The organism is Anaerobacillus sp. QJM3NY_32 (assembly GCF_056173645.1).
In genome coordinates this window covers 2,629,896-2,644,494 of record NZ_CM149684.1, presented here as the reverse complement: position 1 = coordinate 2,644,494, position 14,599 = coordinate 2,629,896, and the positions used below count along the sequence as shown (strand labels likewise).

At 38.9% G+C, this 14,599-nt stretch carries 13 protein-coding genes and 1 other annotated feature; of the genes, 7 read left to right on the top strand and 6 right to left on the bottom strand.

Annotated features, from left to right (window positions below):
* Positions 1-61: 61 nt before the first annotated feature.
* Positions 62-847, bottom strand: coding sequence for a glycerophosphodiester phosphodiesterase (locus AC0VYH_RS13885; RefSeq protein ID WP_430246950.1), 786 nt, complete (start codon positions 845-847; stop codon positions 62-64).
* A 152-nt stretch (positions 848-999) separates the two neighbouring features.
* Between AC0VYH_RS13885 and AC0VYH_RS13880 the strand changes: the two genes are divergently transcribed.
* The 3 genes from AC0VYH_RS13880 to AC0VYH_RS13870 all read left to right on the top strand — a co-directional run bounded on the left by AC0VYH_RS13880 (position 1,000) and on the right by AC0VYH_RS13870 (position 3,405).
* On the top strand, positions 1,000-2,616 hold the full coding sequence (locus AC0VYH_RS13880; protein WP_194222073.1) for a M20/M25/M40 family metallo-hydrolase: 1,617 nt from the start codon (positions 1,000-1,002) through the stop codon (positions 2,614-2,616).
* 69 nt (positions 2,617-2,685) lie between these two features.
* A complete protein-coding gene (locus tag AC0VYH_RS13875) occupies positions 2,686-3,072 on the top strand; it encodes a DoxX family protein (RefSeq protein WP_303530762.1) in 387 nt (128 codons plus the stop codon).
* Between the two features lie 123 nt (positions 3,073-3,195).
* Positions 3,196-3,405: a cation transporter gene (locus AC0VYH_RS13870; protein ID WP_430246947.1), complete on the top strand. Its 210-nt coding sequence runs from the start codon at positions 3,196-3,198 to the stop codon at positions 3,403-3,405.
* 53 nt (positions 3,406-3,458) lie between these two features.
* On the opposite strand, the gene AC0VYH_RS13865 is transcribed toward AC0VYH_RS13870, so the two are convergent.
* Together AC0VYH_RS13865 and AC0VYH_RS13860 are read right to left on the bottom strand one after the other, a co-directional pair.
* Positions 3,459-4,094, bottom strand: a complete 636-nt coding sequence (locus AC0VYH_RS13865; protein ID WP_475372645.1) for an FMN-dependent NADH-azoreductase — start codon at positions 4,092-4,094, stop codon at positions 3,459-3,461.
* Positions 4,095-4,266: 172 nt separating this feature from the next.
* Entirely contained in the window at positions 4,267-4,404 is a 138-nt protein-coding gene (locus tag AC0VYH_RS13860) for a hypothetical protein (protein ID WP_194222070.1), read from the bottom strand.
* 258 nt (positions 4,405-4,662) lie between these two features.
* On the opposite strand from AC0VYH_RS13860, the gene cls reads away from it, so the two are divergent.
* Together cls and AC0VYH_RS13850 are read left to right on the top strand one after the other, a co-directional pair.
* Complete coding sequence (cls, locus tag AC0VYH_RS13855) at positions 4,663-6,108, top strand: cardiolipin synthase (RefSeq protein ID WP_475372644.1); 1,446 nt, start codon at positions 4,663-4,665, stop codon at positions 6,106-6,108.
* A gap of 282 nt (positions 6,109-6,390) precedes the next feature.
* On the top strand, positions 6,391-8,439 hold the full coding sequence (locus AC0VYH_RS13850) for a peptidoglycan D,D-transpeptidase FtsI family protein (protein WP_475372643.1): 2,049 nt from the start codon (positions 6,391-6,393) through the stop codon (positions 8,437-8,439).
* Positions 8,440-8,493: 54 nt separating this feature from the next.
* Here AC0VYH_RS13850 and AC0VYH_RS13845 read toward each other — a convergent pair whose 3' ends face one another.
* Positions 8,494-9,837 (bottom strand): sodium-dependent transporter, encoded by a 1,344-nt coding sequence (locus tag AC0VYH_RS13845; RefSeq protein WP_475367716.1) that lies wholly within the window; start codon positions 9,835-9,837, stop codon positions 8,494-8,496.
* A 71-nt stretch (positions 9,838-9,908) separates the two neighbouring features.
* Positions 9,909-10,112, bottom strand: a binding site (T-box leader).
* A 113-nt stretch (positions 10,113-10,225) separates the two neighbouring features.
* Positions 10,226-11,872, bottom strand: a complete 1,647-nt coding sequence (locus AC0VYH_RS13840) for a BCCT family transporter (protein ID WP_475372642.1) — start codon at positions 11,870-11,872, stop codon at positions 10,226-10,228.
* A 141-nt stretch (positions 11,873-12,013) separates the two neighbouring features.
* Between AC0VYH_RS13840 and AC0VYH_RS13835 the strand changes: the two genes are divergently transcribed.
* Together AC0VYH_RS13835 and AC0VYH_RS13830 are read left to right on the top strand one after the other, a co-directional pair.
* Positions 12,014-12,337: an MGMT family protein gene (locus AC0VYH_RS13835; protein ID WP_475365440.1), complete on the top strand. Its 324-nt coding sequence runs from the start codon at positions 12,014-12,016 to the stop codon at positions 12,335-12,337.
* Between the two features lie 175 nt (positions 12,338-12,512).
* The gene (locus AC0VYH_RS13830; protein ID WP_475372641.1) at positions 12,513-14,171 is read left to right on the top strand and encodes an IS1182 family transposase; all 1,659 of its coding nucleotides are present in this window, start codon (positions 12,513-12,515) and stop codon (positions 14,169-14,171) included.
* Between the two features lie 36 nt (positions 14,172-14,207).
* Here the strand turns inward: AC0VYH_RS13830 and AC0VYH_RS13825 are convergent, their stop codons facing one another.
* Positions 14,208-14,594, bottom strand: a complete 387-nt coding sequence (locus AC0VYH_RS13825) for a DUF302 domain-containing protein (RefSeq protein WP_194222064.1) — start codon at positions 14,592-14,594, stop codon at positions 14,208-14,210.
* Positions 14,595-14,599: the final 5 nt, after the last annotated feature.

Sequence of the window (14,599 nt, the reverse complement as noted above, 5' to 3'; positions counted from 1 at the left end):
TTACTTCTTTCGTGACCCCAAAAGTATAGCATGTCTTAAAATAGATGTCGCAAATCTTGATCTACTTTGTTACTACACTCCAGACAGTTTTCCACCATGATTTCTTTTGTTGAGGAATTTGTTTATTATGCATGATATTAAGCGCCAGGTCTGGGACGTCTGTCATAATTCCATCCACTTCCCAATCGAGGAATTGTCTGAGTCCTTTTTCGTCATTGACCGTGTAAGGACGTATTTTAATGCCATGTGAATGCACTGCTTTTACGAGTGATGCATGGATTGATTTGAATTGCGGATGGATCGCTTTTGCTTTTAATTTCTTAGCATAATGCCATGGCTCATGTAAATTCCCCTTATAAAGAGGTGCTGTTTCTAATTTTGGCCATAACTTATGCACATCTATCAGCCGATGGTGTTCAAAGCTAGAAATCATTGTATTCTTCTCAGAGCGATATTTCTTAATGAGTGGAATCGCCACTTTGGCAAGCTGTTCGTCGTCTTCTCGATAGTATTTTAATTCAATGTTTAACCAAACGTCTGGGTAGTCTGCTGCCCATAACAAAACCTCTTCTAACGAAGGGATTTTTTCATGTTTAAAATCGGGAGAAAACCAACTTCCCGCATCAAGTTTTTTGAGGTCAGAGAGAGTGGTTTGTGTCACAATCCCCTTTCCGGATGTTGTCCTTTTCAGCGTTCGATCATGAATGACGACAGGGATCCCATCTTTTGAAAGCTGAATATCAATTTCAATTCCGCCTGCTCCAAGATGAACAGCGCGTTGATAAGCACTTATTGTGTTCTCGGGGCATTGTCTACTTGCGCCTCTGTGAGCGAATATAATTGTCATTGTTCCCCTCATTTCTGCTGGTCTTTTCGGGTTTAGTATGTATAAAATATGATAAACGGAAAAAGAGTTCATAAAAGTCCGTCTATTCCCATTAAACCTACCAAAAACAGGTTGGATTTGCAAAAATAACAGACATATGAGGGGGCGATGAGATGGGGAAATGGCAAACGAAAGAAACCTTAATGTACTTACTATCCAGACTAGTTGAACATCAGAGTGTAACGGGATCATATCCGGAGGTAGCACTTGCTGAATATATTCACCTTCAGCTTCAGGATTTGGACTATTTCAAAGACAATCCTAATATGCTCGCTCTTCATCCAACAAGTGATGGTCGCTCTTTCGTTACAGGACTTATTAAAAAAGGACGGTCTAAGAAAACAGTTATTTTAATTAGCCATTTTGATGTGGTAGACATAGAAGACTACGGACAATTCAAAAATCTAGCTTTTAGTCCATATGATCTTACAGAAGAAATATACAAAAATATTGATAAAATGCCGGTTGAAGTTCAAAACGACCTTACAAGTGGCGAGTGGATGTTTGGGCGTGGTGTCATGGATATGAAAGCTGGGATTGCCCTTCAAATGAGTATGCTTGAAAAAGCAAATTTTGGTGAATTTGATGGGAATATTTTATTCCTTACCGTTCCTGATGAAGAAGCGAATTCACTTGGCATGATCGAAGCTGTTCCTGTACTTGTCGAAATGGCTAAACAGCATGATTTAATTTATACTGCCTGCTTAAATTCAGAACCTGTTTTTACAAATTATCCTGGCGACCAGAACTTGTATGTTTATTCAGGATCAATTGGAAAGCTATTACCTGGCTTTTTCTGTTACGGTCAAGAAACGCACGTTGGTGAGCCGTTCTCAGGATTGAACGCTAACTACATGGCTGCTGAAGTAACAAGAGAGCTTGAGCTTAACGCTGATTTTTGTGAAGTTGTCGATGGGGAGGTAACACCTCCGCCAACTAACTTAATGCAAAAGGATTTAAAAGAAGGATACTCCGTACAGATTCCGCATGTGGGTGTAACTCTTTTCAATGTTCTTGGTATGGAGAGGAGCATTCAGCATATTACAAATCAATTAATGGAGGCAGTCAAAGTTGCTGCCAAACGCATTGAAAATCACTATTTGGAGAAAGCTACAGCGTTCTCCATGCTCCAAAACTATGTCCCTGAACCATTCAAGGTTAACGTTCTGACTTATGAGCAGCTGCACCAACGTGCTGTTATGCTGTTTGGGGAGGCAGAAATTAAACGTCGGCAAGATTATATATCTGCCAATTTTAAAGATCTAGGCGATCGAGATCTTTCAACAAGAATGGTTTTTGATTTAGCCGCACTTTGTAAAGATGATGGTCCGATGATTATCCTTTTTTATAATCCGCCATTTTATCCGGCTGTATCTTCCAGGCATGATTCTTTTATTCAGGAAACCATTCAGCGAGTGGTCGCTTATAGTTCAACTAAACATAAGGTGACGCTGAAACCTCAACATTATTTTCCAGGACTTTCTGATTTAAGCTTCGTAGGGCTTGAAAGAACGAAAGAAACAATCCAACCATTAATGAGCAACATGCCGTTATATGGTCAATCATACGAATTGCCTCTAGAAGCTTTAGAGCAGCTAAAAGTTCCCGTCATGAACCTTGGCCCTAAGGGTAAAGATGCGCATAAATGGACAGAACGCCTTGAACTCACCTATTCTTTTGAAACGCTTCATGAAATGCTTCCTTATACAATTAAGGAGCTGCTTCGCTAAGCGTTTTCCTTCAACAAATGAAGGTGAGTTTGCTATCATGAAAGAATCGAAGTGAAAAGGAGATAATTTATGAAAAAAACGATTCGGATGATAGCGCTCGTCTTATTTGCTTTCTTCTTTATTTTTGCAGGATTTGCTCATTTTCTTCAGGGTGAAGGTTTTGCCGCAATGGTACCCGATTGGGTTCCGTTTAAACTCGGCCTCATTTATTTAACTGGAATCATAGAAATCGTATTAGCGATTCTTCTACTTGTTCCTTCCACACGAAAACAGGCTAGATTGTGGACGGTCATATATTTAATCGCCATTTTTCCAGCAAATATTTATGCAGCAATTGCTGGCGTACCTGCTCCAGGGCAAGATGAAGCAAATCAAGTATTATTATGGGTGAGATTACTTTTCCAACCATTATTGATCTGGTGGGTATTCTGGGCCGCAGCTCAAAAAGACAGTTAGGGAATTTCCCCTGCTGTCTTTTGCTATAATTGAAAGTTCTAGCTTTGAATTTTTGGACATAGTACTTTAACAAGAATAGGGGAAGAATAGAGTCAACTTAACAACTGGAGGGGTGAACAAGGAGTGGAAAAAACAACTTTGAAGATTAAAGGAATGACTGGAGAAAATTGTATGGTGATCGTTCGGACTGCTTTACTAGAATTGAATGGAGTTTTGGCTGTAGAAGTTCATCTCAAGGAAGGAAATGCTAAAGTAACCTATGATAAAAATGAAGTGTCTACCTCAGATATACAGAAAGTAGTGGAAAAGCAGGGGTATGATGTGAAGGTATAAAAAAACCAGCTGAAATTAATTCTTCAGCTGGTTTTCGTGAATAAATATCGAGATTAGAATGTATGTGCAGTGTCTTTTGCACGAGCAATAGCATCCTGTTTAATTTCTTCTGCTTTATCTGGCATAGCATTATGACCTTCTACAAAGAGTCCTTCGTATTCTGGAACACCGTAGAATTGCATCATCGTTGTGAAGTAACGATGACCCATTTCCATTTCAGCAGCGGGACCTTCAGAATACACGCCACCACGTGCCTGGATATGAATGGCTTTTTTATCTGTTAAAAGACCTACAGGGCCATTTTCAGTATATTTAAAGGCTTTACCAGCCACAGATACAGAGTCAAAATAGGCTTTCATTACTGGAGGGAAAGAGAAATTCCAGAGTGGAGTAACGAATACATATTTATCTGCTTCAATAAATTCTTCACTTAATTCATTAAGACGCTGTACTTTTTCTTGCTCACTTGCTGATAGTTCTTCAAACCCTTTTCCTGACTGCAATTTTCCCCAGCCGCTGAACACATCAGCATCGATTTGAGGAATATGCTCACTATAAAGATCTATATGAATTACCTCATCGTTTTCATTTTCTTGCTTATACGTCTCTATAAATGCTTTACCTACTGCCATACTATAAGATTGAGTATCATCGTGTGGATGAGCAGTGATGTATAAAACTTTTGCCATTACAGATTCATTCCTTTCCTATTCGTTCCGATTATCTCGAATTGAGTTATTCTTAATTCAAGACAAATTATAAAACAGACGTAAGATTGATTCAAGGAATTTGCCTCATAGTAATTAAATCAATGTTAAAGTCATAAAAGCCTTGCTAAATGAGCAAGGCTTTTATGAAGAATTATTTAGTTGGTGGCAGTTGAAATGGATTGCAGCTGATACATTTTCGAACGTCATCAGTGATTTTAAGAGGTTGATTCTTAGCTGAAGTTACAGAGGGAACAGAGCTTCCATCGAAATGAATTGGTTTACCATTCATTTAAACTCCTCCTTGTATTTGTTGCTTCTATTTTACTTGGAAAAAAGAAGAAGTGGAATAGCTTTTATGTAATAAAATTCAATATTTTTTTGTTTCAACTAACAAGAGAAAATGGATAAAATCACTTAATAATGAGATGAAATATGGAAAGGATTCACTTGTTTCACAATTAATCTTAATAACAGTTTAGAAATAAGGTAAACTTAAGGGATTAGAGAGTAAAATTTGTCATTGTGGTTAATAAAGGAGTTATGATTTATGCACATTATATCGATTTTATTAGGAATATTATTCGTTCTAAATCTTGGTTTTGCTGCGCTCGTTATTTTCCTGGAACGGAAGGATGCTGGTGCCACATGGGCCTGGCTAATGGTCCTTCTTTTTATTCCGCTCCTTGGTTTTGTGATGTATTTAGTTTTTGGACAAAACCTTAGTCGAAGAAGATTATTTGATTGGGATAATATTAAAAAAGTAGGAATCGAGGATTTAATTGAGGAACAAGTTAGTGAGATTAAAAGTGGGATTTATCCATTTAGACATGAAGAAATTTCCAGATATAAAGATCTTATTTATATGCATCTTGTAAATGATGACGCAGTACTTACTCAGGATAATGCAATAAGCGTTTTTACAGATGGAGAAGAAAAATTCAACGCACTAATTGAGGATATTGGTCGTGCGAGTGATCATATTCACTTTCAATACTATATTTTTCAAAAAGATGATCTTGGTAGGAAACTGGTAGAAAAGTTGACTCGAAAGGCACAAGAAGGTGTGAAGGTACGTGTTCTTTATGATGAGATGGGTTCAAGAAAAACAAGGAAGCGATTCTTCCGAGATTTAATTGCAGCGGGAGGAGAAGTGGAGGTGTTTTTCCCTTCTCGAATTCCATATGTCAATACTCGCTTGAATTACCGAAATCACCGCAAGCTCGTTATTATTGATGGGAAACTTGGCTATGTTGGTGGGTTTAATGTTGGTGATGAGTACTTAGGTTTAAATCCGAAGTTTGGGTATTGGCGTGATACACATCTACGAATAGAAGGAAGTGCAACGCTCGCTATGCAAACACGGTTCCTCTTAGATTGGAATCATGCTGCTCGGAACAAAGTAGGGTATGAATCTTGTTACTTTCCTATTATCGAATCGATTGGAAAAGCAGGTGTGCAGGTCGTCAGTAGTGGACCAGATTCAGAATGGGAACAAATTAAAAATGGGTACATTAAACTTATTACATCAGCAAAACGCACCATATTCATTCAAACCCCTTACTTTATACCAGATGCAAGTCTGTTAGATGCTTTACGTATAGCGGCTCTTAGCGGGGTTGATGTGAGGTTAATGATTCCCAACAAACCTGACCATTTGTTTGTATACTGGGCAACCTATTCTTATGTGGGAGAATTACTGAAAGCGGGAGCTAGAATTTACATTTACCAGAACGGGTTTATTCACGCTAAAACCATTGCGGTTGATAGCGAAATATCTTCAGTAGGAACAGCAAATATTGATGTTCGTAGCTTTCGACTTAATTTCGAAGTAAATGCCTTTATCTATGATGAGGAAATCTCAAAGAAACTGGAGAATATTTTCATAAACGATATGAAGAAGAGTGAGGAACTAACAGAAGTGGGATATCTTGAACGCTCGCTTTGGATACGTTTTAAAGAATCAATTTCACGCTTGCTTTCGCCAATACTATAAGATCTTAATAGAAATACGTAAAGGAGTGTGTTAACGAAACACGCTCCTTTTGTTATGTCTTTACGGAGAAACAAGCGTAAAAAGGTCTGAATTGATCACACATAGCTACTTTTACACTTTAAATTGAACCATTCAAACGTATTGAATCGTCTAACTATAGAGAAAGTAAGCGTTTTTTTTAGGTGTTATGAAATTGTATTTATTTTCTAATAAGGAAAAAAGTCCTAATAAACCTATGTTATGATAGTTGGGAAGATAAGGAAATGTCGTGGGGGGGCCTTTATGATTAAAGAAAAAATGAAGAAAACACATGTGCCATTTCGGCTGAATATCTTATTTCTTTTTGTTTTTTTATTGTTTTCTGTTTTAATCTTACGACTTGGTGTGATCCAAATTGTGCAAGGGGAGGATTTTGAGCGAATTTCAGAGCAAACAGAAAATGTGACAGCGAAATCATCAGCACCAAGAGGGAAGATGTATGATCGATATGGAAGAGTACTTGTTGATAACGAACCAACGTTTACATTAACGTATATCCGAAATCAGAACACGAAACAGCAGGAAAGACTTGATGTAGCTCGTAAGTTAGCAGCATTTATTGAAATGGATACAGATAAAGTGACTGAACGAGATTTAAAGGATTTTTGGATTATCACGAGACCAGAAAAGGCAAAGGAGAAGTTATCGGAAGAAGAATGGAATGATCTTGATTCTAAAAAAGCATATCAATTGCAAATTGATCGGATTAAAGAAGAAGATCTTAAAGAGATAACGAGTGATCAAGAGGAACTAAAAATAGCTGCAATTAAAAGACAAATGGATACTGGGTATGCGCTTTCTTCTCAGGCAATTAAAAAAGGATTAACGAGAGAAGAAATCGCAAAAGTGAGCGAGAACCTAGAAGAGCTTCCTGGAGTTGATATCTCACCAGATGCCGAACGTGTCTATCCATACGATGAAACGATGGAGACGATGTTTGGTAATCTAGGACAAATCCCTAAAGAATCTTTAGATGCCTATACAATGAAAGGCTACGACAATAATGATCTTGTAGGCATCAGCTATCTTGAGAAGCAGTATGAGGATTTATTAAGAGGGCAGAAAGCGATGAAGAAGTACGTAACGGATAAATCAGGCAAACCAATAGGTGAACCTGAGGTGACTCCAGGAAAAAGAGGGAATGATCTCGTTCTTACAGTAGATATAGATCTTCAGCAGAAGCTTGAAACAATTCTTGAAGAGGAATTAAGAAAGGCTAGAGCGCGTGGGAACCCATACGCTGATCGTGCGTATGCGATTGGAATGGACCCAGAAACGGGTGAAGTATTAGCCTTTGGTGGAACAAAATATAGCTCGAAAGAAAATGAGTATATCGAGTATTCCTATGGGACCCTTTCAGAATCATATGAAATGGGATCAGCGGTGAAAGGGGCGTCCGTCCTAACGGGTTATGAAACGGGTGTGATTAGCCATGGGACAACTCTATTCGATACTCCAATATCTATTCCTTCTACCCCCAAGAAAGCGTCATATGCAAACTTAGGGTGGGTAAATGATGTGGAAGCATTAGAGAGATCCTCCAACGTGTATATGTACCGAATCGCTATGATGATAGCAGGGTTTGATTATGTTCCAGACACAAGCGGGATTCCTTGGAATCGAGATGGCTATAATGCTGTTCGTTATCACTTCAATCAATTTGGATTAGGTAATAAGACGGGAATTGATATGCCAATTGAAACAACAGGAATCAATGGAGGCATTCAGCAAATTGGTAACTTAATGGATTTAATGATTGGTCAGTTTGATACGTATACCCCCTTGCAGATGGCTCAGTATATTTCAACGATTGCAAATGATGGGAAAAGAATTCAACCACACTTTTTAAAAGAAGTTCATGAAGCTTCAAATGTCGATGGGTTATCCAATATTATCGTGGATCAGTTCGATACAAACGTAATGAATCGTATTCAAATGAGTCAAAGTGATATAAATCGAGTGCAAAATGGTTTATGGCGAGTGACGAATGCTAGCAATGGTACAGCGACAAAGTATTTTAAGGGAGTAGATTTCACTCATGCGGGTAAAACAGGGACTGCTCAGGTGTCATTCGGTAATGATAATCAGGTTAAGGGTTTTAATTTAACCTTTGTTGGCTATGCTCCTTATGAGGACCCTGAAATTGCTTTAGCCGTTGTAGTCCCTAGCTTAAGTAGTGATCGAAATGAATCAGTAAATAAAGACATAGCTAGACGATTATTTGAAGCTTATTTTGATCTTAAAGACGAACCAAAACCAGCTTCTCCTGGTGAAGAGGAAGATGCTGAATAACAGATTATGATATAACAAGAAAGCCTCACCAGATTGGTGAGGCTTTTACTCATACTACCAGATACCAAGGACATCTAACATGACGAACAAAATAAGAAGAGGTGCAACGAAGCGAATAAGAAAATACCACGTTTCAAACAATCCTTTTTTCAAGCCACTTCCACGTTTTAATTCCTCATAGAGTGCTGACTTCTTCATTTTTAATGGAACAAATAGTGAAATTAACAAAGCTCCTATTGGTAACAAAACGTTACTTACTGCATAATCAGCTAAATCAAAAATCGTTTTATTAAATAATGTCGCGTCGCTTAAAACGCCGTATGATAGGGCAGATGGAATTCCAACAACAAAGATCGCAAGTCCGATAATCCATGCCCATTTTTTTCGTTTCTTAAGATCGCCTTTTGATATCACCGATACAATGATTTCAAGCATAGAGAAGGCGGAGGTTAATGCTGCAAATAAGAAAAGAACTAAGAATGCAATGAAAAAGAGCATGCCGAACGGTAATTGCCCAAAGACTGTCGGAAGGACATTGAACAATAGAACGGGACCAGCGCCTGCTTCAAGATCGAAAGCAAATACAGCAGGAAAGATCGCAAGACCAGCAAGCAATACAATGAAAATGTTCATTGCGACAATCGAGATCGCTGAGCGTGGTAAGCTTTGCGTCTTTGGTAAATAAGAACTGTAAGTAACCATAACGGATACACCAACACTTAATGTAAAGAAAGATTGCCCCATTGCTTCAAGTATGGTTTGTGATGTAACTTTTGAGAAATCGGGTTGAAGCAAGAATAAGATCCCGTCCATCGAACCTTCTAACGTTACCGCACGAATGACAAGAATAATAAAGAGAAGAAATAATGCAGGCATCATAATTTTACTTGCTTGTTCAATTCCTTTTTCAACACCTCTTGCTACAACAAGAATTGTTAATATAATAAAAATAAATTGTGCGAATATGCTAATAAATGAATTCGAAATGGTCGTCCCAAAAACCTGAGCGTATTCATCTGAAGATAGTCCATTTAGCTCTCCTGTCACTGCTTTATACAGGTAGGCAATAATCCACCCCCCAATAACACTGTAAAAGGATAACAAGATGAAGGATGTAATCATGCCCAAAATTCCTACACGATACCATTTTGATTCAGGAGAAATGGTTTTATAAGAATCTACCGCATTACTTTGAGCAGTTCTTCCAATAGAGAACTCTGCAAGCAAAAGAGGGAGACCGAGAATTAAGGTGAATAGGATGAAGATCAGAAAGAAAGCCCCGCCTCCGTTCTGACCTGCTGTATAAGGGAATTTCCAAATTGCGCCAAGCCCGATGGCAGAACCTGCTGCAGCTAGGATAAATCCAAGTCTTGATGACCACTGTTCGTTTTGACTCATGCTGTTTCTCCTTTCAATTTGTATTGAATGCTGATCACGTTATGCCACAAAAAAATCGTCCCTACGTTATCCGTAGGGACGATTGTTATCGCGGTACCACCCTGGTTGTGAGATGAACTCACCACTTCATAGTGTAACGATCTTCACCGTCTTTTGCGATTGCAAAAGAAGCTCCAGAAATGAAATTCACGTCCTTTTATATACCGATTCTCACCAACCATCGGCTCTCTTCAATAGGGAAAAGGTGGCTACTTAATTTCCTTCAAAGCAGTTCAATTATTATAGAGTTATTCAATTTTTATCATGACCAACTGAAAGTGTCAATATGAATTTCGATATGGAAAAATAATCAAGAACATGTTTTTAGTTTGAATCAGGTGCCGAAAAGTTAGTTGTCTTTTTTATCGTCTTCAAAATGCGCATCAACTGGTCCTTTTTGCGGCTTATTTTTCTTACGGCGAATTGTCTGTAAAATCTTTTTGTAATTTAATGAAAAAGTCTTAGGCTCATAGTGTTCTGAAGCTTTAATATCGGCTGTTGAAGCACGCATAAACGACCAACCTAGCATAATCATGATAAATAGAAGGGGAAACCCACCGACAATACTTGCGGTTTGGAGAGTTCCAAGTCCCCCAACAAACATCAGCACCAGTGGCATTAAGCAAAGAGCAAATGCCCAGAAGAGTCGATTCCAACGGAGGGGTTCATCTTTTACCTCTTTTTGGACAACGGAAGCGAGAATATAGGAGCTAGAATCAAACGTCGTCGCAAGAAAGATGATCGCTAACACAACAAAAACGAGAATCATAAACCATGAAAGGGGAAGCTGAGCAATTGTTTCAATTATCGCTCTTGGTGCTCCTTGATCATTGAGTACTTTAATGACGTCGAATTCACCTGTTAACTGCATATGAAGTCCATAATTTCCAAGGATACCAAAGAATAATAAACTTCCTAGTGTTCCGTAACTAATGGTTCCAAGGATCATTTGTTTAATAGATCGACCTCTTGAAATCTTGGCAACGAATAGCCCAACAAAAGGTGCGTAAACAAGCCACCATGCCCAGTAGAAGACGGTCCAACTCTCTGGAAATCCAGTTTTATCATATGGACCAAGAGCATTGAATGGCTCTGTCCATGTACTCATATGAAAGAAGTTATCTAACAATAATCCGACGCTGTTCGTTGCCGTTTCAACGAGAAACCGCGTCGGACCCACTATTAAAACAAAGAGAAGCAGAAAAATCGAGAGAACTAAGTTGATATCTGATAGCACCTTAATTCCTTTCTTTAAACCTGAGTAGGCACTAATGGCAAAAATGGCTGTGACCAGTATAAGAATCATCGTCTTTAAGCCCATTGTTACTCCAATACCTGTCAGAGCATCGATTCCCTCAGCGATCATAGGAGTTCCAAGGGCAAGCGTTGTACCTGCTCCGCCAAGAAGTCCAAACATGAATAGAACATCAATAATAGTCCCTAAAGGCCCATCAACAAGGTTTCCAATTAACGGTCTTGTCGCTTCACTTATTTTGAGAACGGGTTTTTTACGAACATAGTAGAAATAAGCCATAGGAAGAGCAGGAAGGGTGTAGATCGCCCATGCGATTGGTCCCCAGTGGAAGATGCCGTATGTACTTGCCCAAAGGATAGCTTCTTCTGTTCCAGGCTCCAATCCAAACGGTGGTCCTTGATAATAATAGGCCCATTCGATCGTTCCCCAATATAAAATACTTGATCCTATTCCTGCGCAGAATAGCATTCCTGCCCAAGAAAAATTATTGAATTCAGGACGTTCTCCTTCTTCACCTAATCGCACACGTCCATTATCACTGAATGCCACATAGATTAAAAAGAAAAAAATACCGAGACCGACAATTAAATAAAGGACACCAAATTGGGTTGTAACAAACTCATTTGCTTTATTGACGAATTCCTTTCCACTCTCGGGAAAAAGAGTAAGTGGGACGGTAACGAGCAGTAATAAACTTAAAGCACCCAGAAAGGTAGGCCAATCAATTATTCGCTTATCCATTACATTTAAGCTCCTTTGCAATAGCGGACTAAGCTTAGTTTCTAGCACGAACATTTTTTTATACAACGCTTTTTATTTTTTGGAATTACGTCGGTTTTGTTATAATAAGTGGATAGAAAGTGACATTAGAGGGTGAAGTATTTGGAGTCATTTACTGAGAAAGTCGTTTCGATTATTAGTAAAATCCCATCTGGTAAAGTGATGACATATGGACAAATCGCAAAGTGTGCGGGAAGTCCAAGAGGAGCAAGACAAGTGGTTAGAATTCTCCATTCAATGAGTCAGAAGTATAAACTCCCATGGCATCGTGTGATCAACGCAAAAGGAGAAATTGGTATCAAAACAGAAGAAGGTTCTATTGATCAGAAAATGTTGCTTGAAGGAGAAGGAATTGTCTTTCTTCCTAATTCAAAAGTTGATTTAACTGTCTATCGCTATGAGCCAGCTCTGCGAGACAATGGTTAATAAAACAAGAAGAGGCTGGGACAAAACCCGGTAAATTAAAAAAAGAGTGGCCCGCGAACAACGTAGTTGTTCGCGGGCCACTCTTTTTATGTTTTTCATCTCATTTTAATAAGAAAATAAGGACACCATCTGATAAAATTAAAGTTACCACACAATAACCATCGGAGGTGCCCTTATGTTTAAAGAGTATAACATGAATCAAGTGATTTTACCTATGGATTTAGGAATGAAACTTCAAGAAAATGATATTGCCTATGCCGTTCACGACCTGGTCGAACAGATTCCAGATGAAGCTTTCTCACGTTTTTTACGCGATACAGGATGTCCCTCTTATCATCCACGTATGATGATGAAAGTGATTCTATGTGCGTACACGCAATCGGTTTTTTCAGGAAGAAAGATTGAAGCCCTTCTTTACGATAGCGTTCGCATGATGTGGTTGTCTCAAGGTTATGAACCGAGTTACCGTACGATCAATCGCTTCCGTGTCCATCCCGAAGCTATGGAGCTTCTTCGCGAGTGCTTCGTTCAGTTTCGATGTCATTTGGTTAAAGAAGAGGCGATTGATCAGGAAGCGATTTTTATTGATGGAACCAAAATTGAGGCGAACGCCAATAAATTTACGTTTGTTTGGCGCAAGTCTGTTGAAAGGTATAGTGCCAGTCTGATCGAAAAATCGAACCAAATGTATGATGAGTTGGTTGAAAACGAAATTATTCCTGAGATCAAGCGAGAAAATCCGGAACAACTCTCCATTGAAGAGCTTTTAAAAATCGAAGAAAAGCTGGAAGATAAGGTGGAGGAATTGAGTGAGAAGATTGACGCCAGTGAAGAGGTAAACGAGCGAAAAAAACTTCGGTCCGAGCGAAAAGGGCCGAAGCAATCCCTCAAGCAGTTGAAAGATATCGTAGGGCGCAAACAGAAATACGAGACCGACATGGCCATTTTCGAAGAACGCAACAGTTATTCGAAGACTGATCACGATGCCACTTTCATGCGCATGAAAGAAGATCACATGAAAAACGGTCAATTAAAAGCTGGTTACAATCTCCAAATTGCGACAGAAGGACAATATACGCTCGCTTACGATATCTTTCCAAACCCGACGGATACACGTACATTACGTCCCTTTCTCGACCATATCGAGAACGACTTTTTTACACTCCCTGACTATATCGTCGCCGATGCCGGTTATGGAAGCGAAGAAAATTATAAGGATGTTTTGAAGAATCGTGAGCGCAAGCCACTGATAACATACAGTACCTATCGCACCGAGAAAAAGAAGCGTTTCAAGCAGAATGAATTCAACACAGCCAACTGGGCCTACAACGAGGAAAGGGATTCGTTCATATGTCCGAACGGACAACAGTTGATGTTCCGTCACCTCTCTCATCGAACCGATCGTGGAGGTTTCACACGGGAATTCAGGGTTTATGAATGTGATGACTGTTCAGATTGTCCTCTTCGTTCGCAGTGTACCAAAGCGCAGGAAGGGAACAATCGCAAGATCTATTATAATGCCCAATGGGAAAAGCAAAAGAAAATCATTCGAGAACTGCTTTCAGAAGAAAAAACGGGAAAAATCTACGGTCAACGGAAAATTGACGTAGAACCAGTTTTTGGATTTCTGAAGGCTAATTTGGGTTTTACTCGAATGTCCGTTAGGGGCAAAGAAAAAGTCAAAAATGAATTAGGCTTTGCGCTCATGGCGGTGAACTTGAGAAAGTACACCGCCATGATTACCGACAAAGCTAAAAAGAATAGGAACAAACACGCCAAAAAAGGTCCCGTTCATCAAAAACCGATGAACGGGACCTTTTTTTCAGTAATTTAGGCTATTTATGTCCCAGCCTCTTCTTGTTCAGTAATTCTATTTGCTTTTATCAATACATGAAACAAGGCGCTTCTCAATGTCAGAGCCAATATCGCTTAAGTTGTCATCACCCGTTAAATTTAATAATGTTGTTGGCTTGGGCATTCCGATTTTAGTTTGACCATCTTCTTCATATACAACAATTTTACATGGGAGAAAGTACCCAACTAATTTGTCTTCATTTAGAACGCGTTCAGCCTCTTTAGGATTGCAAACTTCTAGAACACGATAAGGTGTATGAAAGTCCATTCCTTTTTCTTGTAACTTAGCAGATAGATCGAAATCCCATAATACACCGAATTTTTCTGTTTGAAGTTCCGTACTTAAATCAGAGACTGCCTGTTCGACTGTTTTGGATGTTTCAACTGTGTAATGAAAACTCATTTAGA